This window comes from uncultured Microbulbifer sp., assembly GCF_947489355.1.
In the GTDB taxonomy this organism is placed as follows: domain Bacteria; phylum Pseudomonadota; class Gammaproteobacteria; order Pseudomonadales; family Cellvibrionaceae; genus Microbulbifer.
This window is the reverse complement of sequence record NZ_CANLDD010000028.1, coordinates 14,099-32,452: the sequence shown is the minus strand read 5'-3', so window position 1 is coordinate 32,452 and position 18,354 is coordinate 14,099. Positions and strand designations below refer to the sequence as shown.

16 protein-coding genes are annotated in these 18,354 nt (G+C 54.4%); 11 read left to right on the top strand and 5 right to left on the bottom strand.

Features of this window, described 5'->3' with window-relative positions:
• Positions 1-90 precede the first annotated feature (90 nt).
• From Q1A48_RS12370 to Q1A48_RS12335, 8 genes are all read left to right on the top strand, one after another.
• On the top strand, positions 91-1,071 hold the full coding sequence (locus Q1A48_RS12370; protein WP_299945226.1) for a malate dehydrogenase: 981 nt from the start codon (positions 91-93) through the stop codon (positions 1,069-1,071).
• Between the two features lie 181 nt (positions 1,072-1,252).
• Positions 1,253-1,774: a DUF2244 domain-containing protein gene (locus tag Q1A48_RS12365; protein WP_299945224.1), complete on the top strand. Its 522-nt coding sequence runs from the start codon at positions 1,253-1,255 to the stop codon at positions 1,772-1,774.
• A gap of 83 nt (positions 1,775-1,857) precedes the next feature.
• Positions 1,858-2,334, top strand: a complete 477-nt coding sequence (bcp, locus tag Q1A48_RS12360) for a thioredoxin-dependent thiol peroxidase (protein WP_299945222.1) — start codon at positions 1,858-1,860, stop codon at positions 2,332-2,334.
• Between the two features lie 88 nt (positions 2,335-2,422).
• On the top strand, positions 2,423-2,710 hold the full coding sequence (locus tag Q1A48_RS12355) for a hypothetical protein (RefSeq protein WP_299945219.1): 288 nt from the start codon (positions 2,423-2,425) through the stop codon (positions 2,708-2,710).
• A 33-nt stretch (positions 2,711-2,743) separates the two neighbouring features.
• Positions 2,744-3,190, top strand: coding sequence for a helix-turn-helix domain-containing protein (locus tag Q1A48_RS12350; protein ID WP_299945218.1), 447 nt, complete (start codon positions 2,744-2,746; stop codon positions 3,188-3,190).
• Between the two features lie 111 nt (positions 3,191-3,301).
• Positions 3,302-3,634 carry a preprotein translocase subunit YajC gene (gene yajC, locus Q1A48_RS12345; RefSeq protein WP_299945215.1) on the top strand — a complete coding sequence of 111 codons (333 nt, stop codon included), beginning with the start codon at positions 3,302-3,304 and terminating at the stop codon, positions 3,632-3,634.
• Between the two features lie 502 nt (positions 3,635-4,136).
• The gene (locus Q1A48_RS12340) at positions 4,137-5,183 is read left to right on the top strand and encodes a D-cysteine desulfhydrase family protein (protein ID WP_299945212.1); all 1,047 of its coding nucleotides are present in this window, start codon (positions 4,137-4,139) and stop codon (positions 5,181-5,183) included.
• Between the two features lie 107 nt (positions 5,184-5,290).
• On the top strand, positions 5,291-6,949 hold the full coding sequence (locus tag Q1A48_RS12335) for an AGCS family amino acid carrier protein (RefSeq protein ID WP_299945210.1): 1,659 nt from the start codon (positions 5,291-5,293) through the stop codon (positions 6,947-6,949).
• A gap of 180 nt (positions 6,950-7,129) precedes the next feature.
• On the opposite strand, the gene Q1A48_RS12330 is transcribed toward Q1A48_RS12335, so the two are convergent.
• Positions 7,130-9,262, bottom strand: coding sequence for a M4 family metallopeptidase (locus tag Q1A48_RS12330; protein WP_299945207.1), 2,133 nt, complete (start codon positions 9,260-9,262; stop codon positions 7,130-7,132).
• Between the two features lie 430 nt (positions 9,263-9,692).
• Entirely contained in the window at positions 9,693-11,027 is a 1,335-nt protein-coding gene (locus tag Q1A48_RS12325; protein WP_299945204.1) for a glutamine synthetase family protein, read from the bottom strand.
• A 245-nt stretch (positions 11,028-11,272) separates the two neighbouring features.
• On the opposite strand from Q1A48_RS12325, the gene Q1A48_RS12320 reads away from it, so the two are divergent.
• The 3 genes from Q1A48_RS12320 to cysB all read left to right on the top strand — a co-directional run bounded on the left by Q1A48_RS12320 (position 11,273) and on the right by cysB (position 15,439).
• Positions 11,273-12,562, top strand: a complete 1,290-nt coding sequence (locus tag Q1A48_RS12320) for an FAD-binding oxidoreductase (protein ID WP_299945202.1) — start codon at positions 11,273-11,275, stop codon at positions 12,560-12,562.
• A gap of 793 nt (positions 12,563-13,355) precedes the next feature.
• Complete coding sequence (locus Q1A48_RS12315; protein ID WP_299945271.1) at positions 13,356-14,258, top strand: 5'-nucleotidase; 903 nt, start codon at positions 13,356-13,358, stop codon at positions 14,256-14,258.
• A 209-nt stretch (positions 14,259-14,467) separates the two neighbouring features.
• Complete coding sequence (cysB, locus tag Q1A48_RS12310; protein WP_299945199.1) at positions 14,468-15,439, top strand: HTH-type transcriptional regulator CysB; 972 nt, start codon at positions 14,468-14,470, stop codon at positions 15,437-15,439.
• Between the two features lie 35 nt (positions 15,440-15,474).
• On the opposite strand, the gene Q1A48_RS12305 is transcribed toward cysB, so the two are convergent.
• The 3 genes from Q1A48_RS12305 to Q1A48_RS12295 all read right to left on the bottom strand — a co-directional run bounded on the left by Q1A48_RS12305 (position 15,475) and on the right by Q1A48_RS12295 (position 18,190).
• The gene (locus tag Q1A48_RS12305; protein ID WP_299945197.1) at positions 15,475-15,768 is read right to left on the bottom strand and encodes a hypothetical protein; all 294 of its coding nucleotides are present in this window, start codon (positions 15,766-15,768) and stop codon (positions 15,475-15,477) included.
• A gap of 189 nt (positions 15,769-15,957) precedes the next feature.
• Complete coding sequence (gene pabB, locus Q1A48_RS12300) at positions 15,958-17,289, bottom strand: aminodeoxychorismate synthase component I (protein WP_299945195.1); 1,332 nt, start codon at positions 17,287-17,289, stop codon at positions 15,958-15,960.
• A 73-nt stretch (positions 17,290-17,362) separates the two neighbouring features.
• Entirely contained in the window at positions 17,363-18,190 is an 828-nt protein-coding gene (locus tag Q1A48_RS12295) for a pyruvate, water dikinase regulatory protein (RefSeq protein WP_299945193.1), read from the bottom strand.
• Between the last annotated feature and the right edge of the window lie 164 nt (positions 18,191-18,354).

Here is an 18,354-nt window from a genome sequence, read left to right as displayed (position 1 = left end):
CTTAAATTGGCTCGCTTATTCGCTTGAATGAGATGAATTTTACCTGCGAGGCCCTATAATGCGGCCGCTTACCAATGAGGGAGAATTATCGTGAAAGCACCTGTTCGTGTTGCTGTTACCGGCGCTGCCGGCCAGATTAGCTATTCGTTGTTGTTCCGTATCGCTTCCGGCGAGATGCTGGGTAAAGATCAACCGGTTATTCTGCAGTTGCTGGAAATTACACCGGCATTGGAGGCGCTGAAAGGGGTCGCCATGGAGCTTGAAGACTGTGCTTTTCCGCTGCTCGCGGGTATCGTTCAGTCCGATGTTGCCACTATTGCCTTTAAAGATGCCGATTACGCACTGCTAGTCGGTGCGCGCCCCCGCGGGCCGGGTATGGAACGCAAGGATCTGCTGGAAGCCAATGCCGCAATATTCTCTGCACAGGGTAAGGCCTTAAACGACGTTGCTTCGCGCACGGTAAAAGTACTGGTAGTTGGCAATCCGGCGAATACCAATGCGCTGATCGCCCAGCGCAATGCCCCGGATCTGGACCCGCGCAACTTCACCGCGATGACCCGGCTGGACCACAATCGCGCTCTGTCCCAACTGGCCAACAAAACAGCGACCAGCGTGAACGATATTACCCATCTGACGATCTGGGGCAATCACTCCTCCACCCAGTATCCGGATCTGTACCAGGTGAAAGTTTCCGGCGGTGCCGCTATGGACATGGTCGCGCAGGACTGGTACGAGAATGACTTTATTCCCACTGTTCAGCAGCGTGGTGCGGCAATCATCAAGGCTCGAGGTGCCTCCTCCGCGGCATCTGCTGCCAATGCGGCGATCGACCACATGCATGATTGGGCACTGGGTACTGCTGAAGGCGACTGGACCAGCATGGCAGTGTACAGTGATGGTTCCTATGGTATTCAGAAAGGCCTGATTTACTCTTTCCCCTGCACCTGCAAGGATGGCCACTGGGAAATTGTTCAGGGTGTTGAAAACAACACTTTCTCCCGTGAGAAGATGGCTGCCACCGAGCAGGAGTTGGTGGAAGAGCGCGATGCAGTAGCGCACCTGCTGCCATAATCCGGTTGATCGACCAGCCATTGCGTCTGGTCACTCGCCAACAAACCCGCCCGGTCCAGCGGGTTTTTGGCTGTGTTTGTTCTGGAGCCGCATTTGGGAGGATTTACCGGGCTGTTCTGCCAATGTGGGCTGCCGGCAGCGACACTACACTGAGAGTAAGTACTTGCCGGAACCGTCTGCCATGGTTACTGAAGTCGGCCGTTACTCTCCCCGCTGCGCCTGTATTCTTCTTCAACCAAATCAATCCCTGTCTGTCTCTGCAAACCTGTGGGTGTTTTTCTCCCTGGTCGCTGTTTCCCTCGGTATCAGCCTGGCTTTCGCCTTTGCCGGTGCCTGGATGATTCTGCCGTTTGCGGGCCTGGAGATGCTGTTATTGGCGGTGCTGTTTGCCTATGTCTGCCTGGAGGGAACCCGCCGCGAAGTGATTCGTATTGATGATGAGCAGGTCGTGTTCGATTGCTGCAGGGGGTTTCGTCAACAGAGCGTTTACCACCGGGAGTTCACCAGGGACAGCCTGGCGGTCCTGGTGCGCATGGGCAGCGGGACAGCAGAACCCGCCTCGGTGAGCTTTAGTGGCCCTGAGGGGTGCCTGGAAGTGGGGGAATTCCTGACCGATGCGGAAAAGGCGGAGTTGGTTAAGAGGTTGGGGCGTATAGGTATCTGCGCGCGTAAAGACAGGGCATTGCAACTGCACCAGTTTTGATTTTTGCGCCGAACTGGCGTTTCTATAGCCTCCTTTCGTTATAATCCCTGTATTGTTTACTCCAGCTCCCCAGGGGATTTCATATGGCCTTTCCCAAAATTGGTAATTTGGCACCGGCTTTTACCTTGACCAACCAAAATGGTGAGAAAGTTTCTCTTAAGGATTTTCGTGGCAAAAATCATCTGGTGCTCTATTTCTACCCCAAAGCGCTGACGCCGGGCTGCACCACGCAGGCCTGCAGTATCAGGGATAGTGCCGAGGCGTTCAAGAAACGCGGTACCGTAGTGTTGGGGGTCAGCCCAGATGGGGTGGGGAAGTTACAGCGGTTTATTGAGAAACAGGGACTCAACTTTGATCTCCTGTCCGATGAAGAGCATAAAATCGCCCAAAAATATGGTTGTTGGGGCTTGAAAAAGTTTATGGGCCGGGAGTACCTGGGCTTGATACGGACCACCTTTATCATCGACAGGAGCGGTCGTCTCAGGCATGTCATTGACAAGGTTAAAACCAAGACCCACCATACCGATGTGCTCAACTGGATCGATGAGAACCTGGATTGACCGTCGTGTAGGGTGGGTTTCGGCAGGGCGTGTGTCCATTGGTCGCCCTGGGGCGCGGTTTCCTGCGCTTTGAGCCCTGGTTCAGGGAGTGGATATTGCACCTGCAGCAAAAGACAATGAAAAAAAGCGCTGTCGTCCCTTGCTTTCTCAAATCTTGGTCTATACTGGCTGTTGTAAAGGAAAGGTGCGCCGGCGAGAGAGTGTTTCTCTGTGGGGTATTGCCGGAGCGGTTAGTTTAAAAATTGTACATCTCTGTGAAGGATTCGATGTCAGTTTTCGATGCATCCCGCATCAAGTGGTAGCCCGAAAAGATGGTTGGTATGCAGGAGCGGGCAGTGGTAACCGGGATTCGCTGGAAGCGGACATAGAAAAATAACTGCGGCTCACGGAACTCAAAAGGAGCAGCTCGATGAACCATACTCAGCCCGACCAGACTTCGCTATCTGAAGACAAATCCCTTCAGCAGGCCAGGATATCCGGAGACCCGAATATTCTCGACCAGCTCCTGGCCCCCCCCGAGGCAACTAGCTTTGGTATTGCCGCTCGGGTGATCGATGTGCTGGAACAGCGCATTGGCAAGGCCTCTCTCGCGATTCGCCCGGTCGCTTCCGATTTAAGCATGTCTACCCGGACTTTACAGCGCCGATTGCAGGAGCACAGCTTGAGCTTTGCCTCGTTGCGTGATCACGTGCGATTCCGCCATGCAGTGCATTTTCTCAAGGATACCGCGCTCAGTGTCGACGGTATCTCAAGAATTCTGGACTTCTCGGACAGAACCAGTTTCACCAGTGCCTTCAAACGCTGGACTGGTATGTCACCAACTGGCTACCGGCGCCAGGTCCGTCAGCGGTTTTAAGCGGAAATGGGTTTGGCCGGTTCAGCCCGGATCGGTCCGATCCGTTGCCTCGGCGGGGTAAACCCGTTAGAGTTGGCGGCAATTTTATAGGCTGACTCTTTGAGGTTTTGCATGAGCTTTTTTATCCCTTCTGCCATGGCACAGCAAGCCGGGCCGGCACCCCAGGGCAATTCAATGATTACCCTGCTGATGTTTGCGGGCCTGTTCGCGTTTATGTGGTTTTTTATTATCCGCCCTCAGCGCAAGCGCCAGAAAGAGCATCAGGCGTTGGTGGGTGCTCTGAAAAAGGGCGATGAAGTGGTCATGAGCAGCGGTATGCTGGGCCGGGTCGACAAAGTCGATGACGACTACATCGTTTTGGAGGTGGCGGACAATATGTCCCTGAAATTCCAGAAAGTGGCAGTGAACGCTGTATTGCCCAAAGGCACGATCAAAAAGATCTGACAAGTTGTACGGCCTGCGCCTTTAGCTGTTTAGTCAAGAAAAGCCTGGTAGTCGCCGGGCTTTTTTATTGCGCCTGATTCAGTTTTGAAGAGAATCCCCTGCGTACTGTTTGGTAGGGGATTCGCTATCATGCGAGGACTGTGCTTAAAACAAAGGTAATTGGTTGATAACAGACATTGTCTGGAAGGTAATGACAATCCGGGATTCAGCTCAGCTTACCTTACCTGTGAAAGGGGGGAACCGCTTCTTTTCTCAGGTCAATTGTTCTGCACAAGCCGCCCTTAATCGGGCTTTTTTGATCAGTGGGACTATCCAGAATCCAGGCCAATCTGCCGGAGGAAGCGACTGAGCCAATGAGGAAAATTTGCCGGGCTGCCTGTATGGGCTTACGCCGTGGTATAAGCCATTCTCGTCGCCTTGGCCTTGGCAAAAACGGGTTCTAGAGGCACTAATCTGTAGGGGCAAGGGATTCCCAATTCGGCCACCGTTTGCCATTGATCCAATGAACTGGGATGGAACCGCCGTGCGCAAAAACCTGCCCATCGAGTTGCCCGCCCGTCTGAAGCTGGCCAATCTGCCAACCCCTTTACAGCCGTTGAATCGTATCAGCGAGCGTTTTTCCTTCCCTTATGGTGGGCCGCGAATCTGGGTGAAGCGGGATGACCTGACTGAATCCGGGATGTCGGGCAATAAGCTTCGCAAGCTCGAGTTTGTCACCGCTGCTGCCACCGGGCAGGGCTGTGATACCTTGATTACCTGTGGGGGCTTGCAATCCAACCATTGCCGCACCACGGCACTTGTGGGTGCCCGGCTCGGTTTGCAGGTACAGCTGTTACTGCGGGGAGGGACCAGTGAGGAGATGGATGGAAATCTGTTATTGGATCGCCTGGCTGGCACAGCCGTGGCAGTGTATCCAGCGGAGGAATACCAGGATACGTTAGCTGAGCGCTTTAAATACTGGGCTGAGGACTATCGGTCCCGGGACCACCGGCCATTCTGTATTCCCACGGGTGCCAGTGACGGCCTTGGTATCTGGGGGTATATCGCGGCGTCCCAGGAGTTGATGACTGACTGCCTGGCGTATGGTTTCGAGCCAGAGCATATCGTGTGCGCTACCGGAAGTGGGGGAACCCAGGCTGGCCTGGCGCTGGGTTGCCACCTGCTGAAGACCGGGTGTAAAGTCACTGGCTACGCTGTCTGTGACAACGCGGCCTATTTTCAGACCAAGATAAGGGAGGATATTCGTCATTGGTCTGCGTTAGCGGGAGCGAGAGTGGATACCGCCTCACTTGTAGTTCGTGTCAATGAAAATTATATCGGGCCGGGATATGCCCAAGCAGAGAGACCGGTTTATCAAACCATTGCTGAAGTGGCGAGCCTTGAGGGACTTTTACTGGACCCGGTCTATACCGGCAAAGCCTTCCATGGGCTTTTGCAGGAATTGAAAATGGGGAATTATGGAGGGGCTGACAATCTGGTTTTCGTTCATACCGGGGGGCTGTTTGCTCTGTTTCCCTACCGGCAGAACTTTTCATTTCTGGGGGATTGACCGGCATTACTGTTCTAGCGCCGTGGAAGCTGCTAATCTGCGCCACGTATTACAGCTTTGGCTGTCTATAAAATAATCAAAACTCAGTCAGAACCGTGGGGGTTAGCTTGGAGTCCTTTAATCAATTATTGCTGTCACTGGACGGCTTGCTCGGTTCAGCACGCTGGTTTCCCTACGTGTTGTTGGGAGTCGGTTTCTTTTTCACCATTTATCTTGGGTTCCCGCAGATTCGCTACTTCAGGCATGCGATCAAAGTTGTACAGGGCAAGTACGACAAGCCCAGCGATCCCGGTGATGCCTCGCACTTTCAAGCCCTTGCGACCGCGCTTTCCGGTACTGTCGGTACCGGTAATATCGGTGGTGTGGGTCTCGCCATCTACTTGGGAGGGCCGGCTGCGCTTTTCTGGATGTGGATGACGGCTTTTCTCGGTATGACAACCAAGTTTGTCGAGGTGACGCTGTCCCACAAATACCGTATCAAGGCAGCGGACGGGTACTTTGCCGGTGGCCCCATGTTCTATATGGAGCGCCGCCTCAACATGAAGTGGCTGGCTGTTCTGTTTGCCATTGCCACGGTCATTTGTTCATTTGGCACAGGGAGTCTTCCCCAAGTCAACAATATCGCCCAGGCCATGCATGATTCTTTTGGTATCAATAAGGGGTTGACCGGCGGAGTGCTCGCTATCTTGCTTGGGATGGTGATCATTGGGGGTATCACGCGGATTGCCAAGGTGACTTCCACCATTGTTCCCACCATGGCATTAATTTATGTGATCGGTGCCCTGGGTGTTATTTTATACAACTACGAAAATATTATTCCTTCCTTTGGGGCCGTTTTCCGCGATGCCTTTTCCGGCAGTGCGGCAGTGGGCGGTTTTCTGGGTGCCAGCTTTGCCTATGCCTTTAACCGCGGGGTAAACCGGGGCCTCTTCTCCAACGAAGCGGGGCAGGGTTCCGCACCGATTGCGCACGCCGCAGCGCGCGCCGATGAACCGGTTTCCGAAGGTATGGTTTCCCTGCTGGAGCCTTTCATCGATACGATCATTATCTGTACCCTGACCGGCCTTGTGATTCTCTCCTCCGGGGTTTGGACAGAAAAGCATGAGAACCTGTTTGAAGGGGCGGATACCTATGTGGTGGAAGGCCGCTTTGACGAGAACAATGCTAATAATGTGAAGCAGCTGTTTAATTACCTGAGTAGCCAGCCAAGTACTGTAAAAGCCTATAATGGCTCTGTAGTGGTGGACGACGGTCATGCGCAGAATACCCAGGATTTTACCCTGATTCACGCGCGCTCTATCGCGGAGGATCTGGATTTTCGCGTTGGCGATGACAGCTTCAGCGGTGTTCTCACTGTAGTGGATGGTAAGTTCGCCAATGAGGATGTCGATATCTGGGGCAAATCCCTGGTGCACTCGGTGGCATTGACCAACAAAGCGTTTCAGCGCGGTTTCTTTGGGGAATATGGTGGGCTAATTGTTACCCTGGGGATTCTGCTGTTTGCCTTCTCCACGGCTATCGCCTGGTCTTACTACGGCGACCGCTCGATGATCTACCTGTTCGGGCCTAAAGCGGTAATGCCCTACAGAATTGTGTATGTGGTTGCCTTCTTCTGGGCGGCAATCGAGGACACAACCATCATTTGGAACCTGTCCGCTGTGGCGATCATTATTATGACCCTGCCCAATCTGTTCGGTATTACGGTGCTGGCAAAAGAAATGAAGGATACGGTAAAGGAATATTGGAAAGATCCCAGGCACAAGTAACTGGCTGATCCCGAAGAGGTTCCTCGAAAGTGAAAAAGGGCGGCCAAGAGGCCGCCCTTTTTATTGGCGCTGTACGGCTTCCGTTCCCAAGCCTTAATCTAACCCCAGTGCGGGGGTAGCGATGGGTACTCCGTTAATTGCTCTGGGCCGGTCGCCGATACATTGGTTCAGTGCCTGTGCTTACTCCGCTTGAGCACTCAAGGTTACGTCTGAGTAGGAGGAGTAGCCCCGGATACTGACATGCCAGGTACCCGCCTGAGGATTGTCGATACTACAGCTTTCATCGTTACCCCATTTGTAGGGACGGCAATCCCAGGTGTCGCGGGTGGGGGCGGAGCCGTAACGCACGTAGAGGTCACTGTCGCCGCTGCCGCCGGACATTGTCGCGGTAAGAGAAGACATGCCACTGGCCACCTCCAGTGTGAAGTGCTGCCAGCCACGCTGGGAGCCGGACAGGTCGGTTTCCTCCCAGCCGCTTCCGCTGCTGCCGGCGTAGTTGCCTACCAGGTTGACGCCGGTGAAGGAGGTGTAAGCGCGGACCATCACATAGTAGGTGCCTTCCTGGACATTGGAAACGGGGCAGGTTTCGTTGTTGCCAGGGGTGTAGGGGCGGCAGTCGTAGGTGGAAGTCGTGGGGGCGGCGCCGAAGCGGACATACAGGTCGGCATCACCCGTTCCGCCAGACATGGCGAAACTCAGGTCGGTCGCGCCTGCCGGGACTGCCAGGGTATAGTGGATTTCCTGGCCGGTGTTGCCCGACAAATTCTCTTCGGGGACGCCGTTCTCCAGCTCACCACCGGTCGGGGGTTCGGTACCACTACAGTCGCTGGTGGAGACGCCCACCGTGTCGAAGGCCGCCGTGACCGCCGATACGTCGTAACCGAGGTCTTCGGTTGCCGAGACCACGCCACAGGCGCCATCAACGAAATTTGAGTTTTGGTTCCAGTACATCTGGTTGGCAAGCACAAAAGTGTCAAAGGCGGTACGAGTGGTCCAGCCGTTGGTATTGGAAATCAGGTAGAAGGCACGGTTAAAGACACCGGAGCTGAAGTGGACATCCATCCCATCGACATAGTCACTGGCGTGGCCGATAGAGCGGCCATCACGGGTTGGATCTTCAAAGTAGCGCAGTGCGCCATTGGATTTGAAAATCTCAGCACCAACCAACCAATCGTTACTATCGCGCAAATAAAATTCAGCCGCTTCACCGGCGATATCCGAAAACGCCTCGTTGATGCCGCCGGACTGACCACTGTAGCGGAGGTCGGAATTTTGCTGGGTGAAACCGTGGCTCACTTCGTGGGCGGAAACATCCAGGCTGACCAGGGGATAGAAGGTATTGCGACCATCGCCGAAGGTCATTTGACTGCCGTCCCAGAAGGCGTTTTCAAAGTTGTTGCCGTAATGCACCCGCATCCGCAGCTTCTGGGTGAGAGGGGAGGTGTTGTACCAGTCACTGTACAGATCGAAGACCACGCCGCCAAAGAAATGGGCATCGTTCAGCGGTGCATAAGCGCCATTGATCGGTTTATAGTCATTGTAAGGACAGACAAACTGGTGAATATCACCGCCACTGGTCCCGTGATTCATATCTACCGTTTCGACATTGGGATTATTCATGCGGCAGTTTCCGTCCACTACAAAGGACGGGAAGTCAGTACCATACTCGTAGCGGCCGGTTTTCTGGTTGCCGCCGGGGCCAGTGGCATCCTGGTACTGCTGGAAGTTCAGGCCGTCCCAGTGCTGGATGACTTCGCCGGTCATGGCATCGATAAAGTAGAAGGGGCGGGTGGGCTTATCGCCGTACTCCACCCAGTTGACCAGATAAGCCAAGCGGGCCTCATCTTCTTCATTGATATAGATATAGAGTTCTTTCTTTGGGTTCTTGGCTTCCAGCTTGAGCGCGGGCAGGGAAAGTGCGCCCTGCACCAGGCCCTGCTGGGTGCGCATGGTGATTTGGTGGTTCATTGCGCGTTCAAGCGCATTGTTGCTATCAATGGAAGCGCGAACATTGGGGACTTCCAGAGCCAGGCCAGTGAGCACATTGCCGTGCACTTCGGTGATCAGTCCCTGTCCAGAGCTGGTTACTGTTTGACCCCAAATGGGAATTCCCTTGTGAGTCTGCTGATATCGGGCGACAGTTCTGCCATTGCTCAGAGTGCGTTCACGCACTTTTTTAAGCCCGATATCAGACCCGGCAATGGCGGTTAATGCCTGGGGCGAGAGCATATCCACAGTGGCGGGGACGCGCTCGGCGGCCTGGGCACTAATAGCCATGGCTAAAGTGCAGGTAACTCCTACTAAATGCTTCATTGCTAGCTTTCCCTTTAATTGCTTTCTTATACGAAACCGGAAGCCCGGCACCGGAAATCCTCCCTTGTGAGGATGTGTGGAAAATCCGGCAGGTACAGTCCGGTCTTCATGTTTGGTAAGACGTCAGAAGGTGGCCGGGCGTCAAGGGGGTAGGGCCGCATGAGCGGTATTGACGCACGCTTTCTCAAACCGGGTGCCCGATATTTTCGGGTATAGAGAGAGTACCTTGCATACATATGCTGGCAACAAAAAATTCATGGCAAATCCTTTTATTTTAATTGTTTTCGATAGTTTTGCCCAAGTAGTCACAAATCAGGAGTTAATATCCTGCCGGGTAATTTATTGGTTGAGTGGGGGCGGATATTGTTTAAACGGTACGCCAGTTAATTAATTATTTTCAGAAAAGTTCGAGATGATTCGTTAGGGACGTTTACACGTTAAGAAGGAGGAACTCTCTCTCCCAGGAACTGATAACCCTATTGAATTCTTCATATTCGTCGCGCTTAATGGCACTCCATGCTTTTACGAACTTGCTGCCAAAAATTTCAGCGGCTTCCTTGCATTCCAACAAGAGGTTGAGTGCGTGTTCTTGTGTGCGGGGGAGAGTGATGGGCTCTCTTGAGCAGTCGCCCTGATACGGTGCACTCGGTGCCACTTTATTGATCATGCCCAGATAGCCGCAGGCAAGGGATGCCGCAATTGCGAGATAGGGATTGCAGTCGGCACCGGGGAAGCGATTTTCCAGTCTTTTTCCTTGTGGTGTGCTATCGGGTACACGAAGGCCCGTGGTGCGGTTGTCATATCCCCAGTGTAAACTGATCGGAGCTGCCATTTCCGGAATAAAGCGTCGGTAGGAATTGACGTTGGGGGCAAAAAAGCTGATAAATCCAGGGATATATTTTTGCATGCCGCCAATAAAATGCAGGAAAGTATCATTTTCTTTTCCGAGATTATCGACAAAAATATTCTCCCCGGTTTTTACGCTGACAACACTTTGATGGAGGTGTAGTGCGCTGCCGGGTTCGTCCTCCATGGGTTTTGCCATAAAGGTTGCGTAAATGCCATGGCGTAGAGCGGTCTCACGCACGGTGCGCTTAAAAGTGAAAACCTGGTCGGCAATTTTTAGCGGGTCACCATGCAGGAAGTTGATTTCCATCTGCGCGGTACCCGATTCGTGGATCAGTGTGTCCACATCCAAACCCTGTGCTTCACAGAAAACGTACATATCCTCAATGATGGGTTCATATTCATTCGCCGCATCAATGCTATAGGGCTGCCGGTTTTTTTCAGTGCGTCCGGAGCGACCAACGGGGGCGGTTAGTTTTTCATCCGGGTTCAGGTTGCGCTTAACCAGATAAAATTCCACTTCCGGTGCCACGACCGGTTTCCAGCCCCTTGCCAGATATTTTTCTAAAATAAATTTGAGAATATTGCGCGTGCTGATGGGATGCAGTCGACCATCACGCGTATAGCAGTCATGTACAATTTGCGCAGTAGGGTCGTTGGCCCAGGGGTTAAGGCGGACGGAATGGGGATCGGGTACCAACAGCATATCGCTATCCGCCGGGTCCACCAGTGTATTGTGCTCATCCACGGAGCCACCGGTGACGGTTTGCACCAGAATACTTTCCGGCAGGCGGCTGTCCTGGGTCAGGAACTTGTCTGTGGGAGTGAATTTACCTCTGGCATTGCCCGACATGTCCGGTATCAGGCACTCCACTTCGACAATTTTATGCTCGGCGAGCCAACGCTTGATTTCGTTCATGGAGTTCCTTTGAGTTCATGCTCCAGCCTGCGGTATTGCTTTAGTATACTTTGGGGTCCCGGTCTGTGGGTGCTGCCTCGCAGGTTGCCCAAGCGTAAATGCGGCGGCGGTTGTCACCAGCTGTATAGGGCGACATACGTATTTTGATGAAGGTAAAAATGCGTATCACCATTCAATATTGTTTGGTCAATGATTCGATTTTGGCATGAATAGGCGCGTTGGTACTTTTTAAAGTTCGGCAGGAAATGAAAAGGTTACAGGGGCACACAGATTCCTACTATGCGGCAAGCGCAAATGTCGCACCGTCTTTTCCCCAGTTGACAGGTGCTGTTTCTGTGGATATCTGTGTGGTTGGCGCCGGGTACACCGGGCTTTCCACAGCGTTGCACCTGGCCGAGCGGGGCTACAAGGTTGCAGTTGTGGAGGCGCAGCAGGTCGGCTGGGGGGCTTCAGGCCGCAATGGCGGCCATGTCGGTGTGGGCCAGCGCCGAAGCCAGGCTGACCTGGAGAAAATGCTCGGCAAGGCTATGGCAAACACATTGTGGCAATTCAGTGTCGAGGCGGTACAGCTGGTTGAACACCTGATCAAAAAGCACAGTATCCGCTGTGACCTGAAGCGCGGTATTATGCACCTGGCGGCCAAGCCCAGCCATGACAATCATCTGCGCAGCGACGTGGATTTGTTGCAGGAGCGTTACGGTTACACTCGAATTCGCTATGCGAATGCGCAGGAAGTTCGCGCTCTTATTGGGTCTAAGCGCTATTTGGGTGGACAGCTGGATTGTGGCTCTTTGCACCTCCATCCCCTGAATTATGCCCTGGGCTTGGCACGGGCCTGTGCTGCTAACGGTGTTGACCTCTATGAGCACAGTCGGGTATTGCGTTATCGGGGCGGGAGCCCCTGCGAAGTAGAAACGGTAAATGGGCGGGTTAGAGCGCGCAATATTGTGCTGGCCTGCAATGGCTATCTCGGCAAACTTGAGCCGCGCCTGGCCGGCAGGATAATGCCGATAAATAATTTTATACTTGCCACAGAGCCACTACCGGTGTCATTGGGCAAAGCGTTGATCACCAATGATTACGCTGTGCAGGACACGCTCTTTGTTATCAATTACTGGAAATTATCCGGTGATAACCGCCTGATTTTTGGCGGGGGGGAAAACTACACTACTCAGTTTCCCAAGGATATATCTGGCTTTGTACGCAAGTATATGCTGCGCGTCTATCCCCAGTTAGCCAATATACGGATTGACTACGCTTGGGGAGGTACCCTCGCCATCACCCTGAATCGTTTGCCCAATTTAGGCAGGCTAGCGCCAAATGTTTTTTACAGTCAGGGCTATTCAGGCCACGGTGTCCCCACAGCGACTTTTGCCGGAAAACTGCTTGCGGATGTGATCGCCGGCACAGAAGAGCACTTTGATATTCTAGCGAGTTTACCTGCGCACAGTTTTCCGGGGGGAACGCTGCTGCGCTGGCCCTGCCTGGTGCTGGGAATGCTCTATCACAGCCTGCTGGATCGATTCGGCCGTTGATCCCCAGGGGCTTTCGGGTGCCATGGGGCTTGGAGTCGGGTGCTTATACGAATAAGTTGCCCAATAAGCCAAAGCGGTCTTTCATAACCTTTAGTAGGCTGTTGAAAAAACAATTTTCAGCAACCTGTTAGGCCGTTTATCTTTGAAATACCAACAGGCCTTGCAGGGTTATTTGGATATTAGGGCCTACCCCACGCAGCCCGAAGCCAGTGACGGTGAACACTTTAATGTGGCACATTGACCGGTGAGACTGCCTCTATCATGCCAATATATGACCATTGCTACACCGTATTTTGGATTGGCAAACAGCATCAAAGTTAGTCTTGGATGCCGCAGCCTGACAGAGCCAGCCCAAGGCAGAAATTTCGGTGCAGGCTGGCCTCGCTTGTCAATCTCCCGGTCTGCAGTGAACGCGCCCTCACGATGAGAGGGGAGGGCAGTTTGATGATAAAGTACCCCCAGCCATTACCGGAGGACCGATCTTGTCCAACATCAACGGGCGAAAGCGCAAAAGTCAGCCTATATCCCGGTGTGGACCTGGGTGGGCCCGCACACGCGGAGAACTTCGGCAGAATTTCTCTATTGCCAGGCGGCCTTTGACGTATGGTGAACCCAACTTCTGTGCCTCTGTCAGGTCGTGGCTTGCCAGCATTGCCAGCATTGCCAGCATTGCCAGCATTGCCAGGTTGGCGGCCCCCCAGTTGACCGGGTGCCTGGTGCAGTGTGGGCTGTCGCCAATGGCAGCGACGATGTGCCGCTGGTCCGAGGCGCCGTCTGTTGTGAGGGCGCACAGATGAGCACCCTGCCGGACAAGCTGGTCATTGCAATCTCTTCCCGGGCGTTGTTTAACCTCAACGACAGCCACCGGGTGTTTGAAGAGCAGGGATTGAATGCGTTTTCCAGTTACCAGGTTGAGCGAGAGAATGACATCCTGGAAAAGGGCGACGCTTTTCCACTGGTGCAGAAATTCCTCAAGATCAATAAGCTGCTAGGCGGCGAGCCCCGTGTGGAAGTGATCCTGCTTTCGCGCAACAGTGCCGATACCGGCCTGCGTATTTTTAACTCTATTGAACACTATGGACTGGACATTACCCGCGCAGCTTTTTGTAATGGCGAGAGTCCCTACCGCTATATTGGCCCTTTCGGCTGTGATTTGTTTCTGTCTGCGGATGGGCTGGATGTCAGGCGCGCTCTGGAGCAGGGTGTGGCTGCGGCCACCCTGGTGGCTGGCGGCGGCCATGAGCAGCAGGAAGACGTGTTACGGTTTGCTTTTGACGGTGATGCGGTCATTTTCTCTGACGAAGCGGAGCAGGTTTACAAGCGCGACGGGCTTGCTGCTTTCACCGAGGTGGAGCGTGCTTCGGCACAGAAACCGCTGGGTGGCGGCCCCTTCAAAGGGTTTCTGGAAGCATTGCACAAATTGCAGGCGGAGTTCGAGCCCGATGCCTGCCCTCTCCGCACCGCGCTTGTCACGGCGAGGTCAGCACCGGCGCACGAGCGGGTAATCCGCACACTGCGAGCCTGGGACATACGTGTGGATGAGTCCGTATTTCTAGGAGGGTTACCCAAGGGCGCGTTTCTGCGCGCTTTTGGCGCTGATGTCTTTTTTGACGACCAGCCCGCCCACTGTGCTTCAGCCGCTGAGCATGTGGCTACAGGCCATGTCCCCCATGGCATTGCCAATATCGAAGCCTGAGCGCAGCAGCCCCACAGAATGGTACGGATTTCCCAAATCCGATTGACACCCGCCTCTCTACACTGGATATTCATCCGTCAGTTGGTCTGGGGTGGGTTTCACTGCTATTCTTTTTGCGCATAATTTTTGATGTTCTTTATAACAAACAATTTATCTGTCAACGTGGCGCTCGCCTAGGGGCGGGGTGATTGATCACTCAGGGAGGACCTATGAAGCTGCAGCAGTTGCGATATATCTGGGAAGTGGCGCATCATGAGCTCAATGTTTCTGCTACAGCGCAGAGCCTCTACACGTCCCAACCGGGAATCAGTAAGCAAATCCGCTTACTTGAAGATGAACTTGGCGTAGAAATATTCGCCCGGAGCGGCAAGCACCTCACACGGGTGACACCCGCTGGTGAAGCCATCCTCAAGACTGCCGGCGAGATTATGCGCAAGGTGGAGAATATCAAGCAGGTTGCCCAGGAGTTCAACAACGACAAAAAAGGCAACCTTGCCGTTGCCACCACCCACACCCAGGCCCGTTACGCACTGCCACCGGTGATCAAGTTGTTTATCTCCCGCTATCCGGAGGTGTCACTGCACATGCACCAGGGTACGCCGATGCAAATCTCAGAGATGGCCGCGGACGGCACGGCGGATTTTGCCATCGCTACCGAAGCGCTGGAATTGTTCAGTGACCTGGTCATGATGCCGGTATACCGCTGGAATCGCTGTGTGCTGGTGCCCAAAGGGCACCCTCTGTGCCAGGTTGACCAGTTGGAACTGGATGATGTCGCCAAATACCCTATTGTGACCTATGTCTTTGGCTTTACCGGTCGCTCCAAATTGGATGAGGCCTTTATGGAAAAAGGGTTGTCCCCGAAAGTGGTTTTCACCGCTGCAGATGCGGATGTCATCAAGACTTATGTACGTCTTGGCCTGGGTATAGGCATTGTCGCGGATATGGCCGTGGACGGTGAGGATGAGGATTTGGTGGCGCTGGATGCGAGCAGGCTTTTCGAGCCCAGTGTGACAAAAATCGGTTTTCGCAAGGGGATTTTCCTGCGCGGCTTTATGTTTGATTTTATTCAGCAGTTTGCCCCGCATCTCACCCGCGAGCTGGTAGAGCAGGCCGCGCACGCCACTTCCCGCGCAGAGGTGGACGCCCTCTTTTCGAGCCTGGAACTGCCGGTCTATTGAGTGGGCTCGCAATCGGGGGGTGAAAAGAGTGGAACCTAGCAGGGCTCGATCTGGCCCGCTGGCTGCAAAACCTCTTTGGCAAACTTGGCGTAAATCGTATAGATCTCTGCCTCTCGACCTTCCCGCTCCACAATAAAGAAGGGGGTGCGCTCCACTTTGTACTGCCGGGCGATTTTAATGCCGGCACTTTGGGGGTCGCGTACATCTGCGATCAGCGTCCGGTCAATCCGACTGAGCTGCCCTTTTTCTTCCAGTCGTGCCTGTACGTCGCGGCATTTTCTGCAGAGAGAGCCGTCGGCGAGCACTTTTTTGACCAGTGTGATTTTCACGATAAATTCCCTGATGTGAGTTCAAGGCCAAAGGGCACTATTGGCATGGAATTTATCAGCATGCTTAATAATAATGAAATATCAATCTCTGATATTTTTATAACCAAACGCTGTGACGGCATCCTAAAAAAGCGGGTTGTCCAAAGGAGAGGCAGGCCCTGGCCGCGAACGCGAAGCGGTCCCGCTGTGTCAGCTGAGAAACTGCTCAGTGGTCTCCAGCAGCAGGTGCACCTTGGCGAGGCACTCCCGGTGTTCGGCTGCCGGCTCGGAATCAGCAACAATACCACCGCCTGCCGCGCAGGTCATACGGCCTTTGCTGGCGCTAAAGGTGCGGATGGCAATGTTGGTGTCGGCACGACCACAGCTGCTGATATAACCGATACTGCCGCAGTAGATACCCCTCGGGCTTGACTCCAGTTCGCGGATCACTTCCATAGAGCGCCGTTTCGGCGCCCCGGTGATGGAACCACCGGGAAAACAGGCGGCCAGCAGCTCGCTGTAAGCGGTGTCTTCAGGCATTTCTCCGGTAACAACACTGACCAAGTGGTGCACATTGGCGAAGCTGGCCAGCTGAAACAGCTCGGGCACGCGCACGCTGCCACTACGGCACCGCTTGCTGAAATCGTTGCGCAGCAAGTCCACAATCATCAGGTTCTCAGCGCGGTCCTTCGGGCTCTTCTGCAGAGCTGAGGCCGCCTGCTGATCCCGGGGCGCATCGGCCGCCCTGGCGGCAGTGCCTTTGATGGGTTCGCTGCGCAGGCTGCAGCCATCGGCGCGAATAAAGCGCTCCGGTGACATGCTCAGCAGGCTGCCCTGGGGCAGCGCCATATAGGCTGAAAAAGGCCCTGCAGCCCGCTTGCGCAGGGCAAGGTAAGCGCTGAAGAGGTCGCCCTCGTAGGGAGCGCAGAAACGTTGGGTAAAATTCGCCTGATACACGTCGCCGGCAGCGATATACGCCAGAATCCGTTCGATGCGCGCGTGGTAATCCGCGGCGCTGAGTTCGTGTTCGAAGGGTTCCAGCAGGCGGAATTCGCCGGGCGCCGGGGGCTTTTGCCACTGTACGGATTCAAACCGGCCGATCAACTCTCGCACCTGCCGGGGCGGGCAGGCGGGGTGGAATATCAGGTGGCTGCTGCCCAACTGGTGATCCGCAATAAAAGCCCAACAGTAAAGTCCGAAAAAACCTGCGGGCAGATCGGTTGAGCGGGGATCTGCCGGCAGATAGTTGCCCTCCACCCCCAGTTCATAGCCGGCGTAGCCGATGGCTCCGCCACAAAACGGCAGTTGCGAGCTTCTGTCCTGTGGGCAGAGTTCGCGTATCAGGTCATCCACCTGGGTAAATGGCCTCGGGCTGTCGGCACTCAGTACCAGGGTGTTCAGTGGGTCGGCGCTGATAATATCAAAGCGACCGCCGCAGCTGAGTGGCCGGCCACTGTCGAGCCAGACCGGTGCCGGCAGATCGGCCACTGCGCCGAAAGCGGCTGCGGAGTTAAGCGAGTAGGGCAGGGAGACAATTTTCATTTTACAACACGGCCTTCCGTCAGACGGCGCACACTACACAGTTTGCGGCGGCTAGAAAAGGCCGGGCGGCACTTTAGTCAATTCTTCGTTCAATGCCGGCCTGAGACATGAGGCGGGTGGCAAGCTCTTCCACCGAGAGTTGTGTGGCATCGAGGAAGGGCACCTGGGCCCGCTTCAGCATCTGTTCAACCTGGCGCACCTCAAAATCACACTGCTCCTTAGAAGCGTAGCGGCTATTGGCGCGTCTTTCCTGCCTAATCTGCATCAGCCGGGTCGGATCTATGGTCAGTCCGAATAGTTTGTGGCGGTAGGGGAGTAGTATTCGCGGTAGATTGGTGGAATCCATATCCTCTTCGGTAATTGGGTAGTTGGCTGCACGCAGGCCGAATTGCAGGGCCAGGTACAGGCAGGTGGGGGTCTTGCCGGTGCGGGAGACACCGAGGAGTACCACATCCGCCTGCTCGAATCCGCTGGTGCGGCGCCCGTCGTCGTTGTCCATGGCAAAGTGTACTGCATTGATACGGTCGCTGTAGCGGTGATTGTCGGCGATTCCGCGCGAGACGTTGACCGTCTGGGCGGGGTCCCGGTTGAATAGACCGGCAAGAGGCGTCAGATAGTTTTCGAAGATATCCAGCATCAGGGCCGGGCTCTGGTGTAGCTGTTGGCGAATCTGGTCGGATACGATGCTGGTGATGATGATGGGCTGTAAACCCGATTCGCTGGCGGCCTTTTCTATGCGCTGAAGAGCCTGCTGTACCTTACCGGCGGAGTCGATATAGGGCAGCGTGACCTGTTCGAGATGCTGGTCCTGAAACTGCGCCAGCAGGCTGTGGCCAATGGCCTCCACGGTGAGCCCGGTTCCATCGGACATAAAAAAGGCGGTGCGCTTGTCTTTTGCCACATCTCTTCTCTGGTTGTTGCGGGGGTTCAGGTTCAGGGGCGTTAGTATAATGAGAGGCGTGCTGCCAAGGGGCTTTTATTTTCAGGTTGCACATATTTCTGTAGAAATTTTACAACAAGTCCGCTGCTGTTTCCGGGCTATTTTTTACAAGCCGCATCCTTATA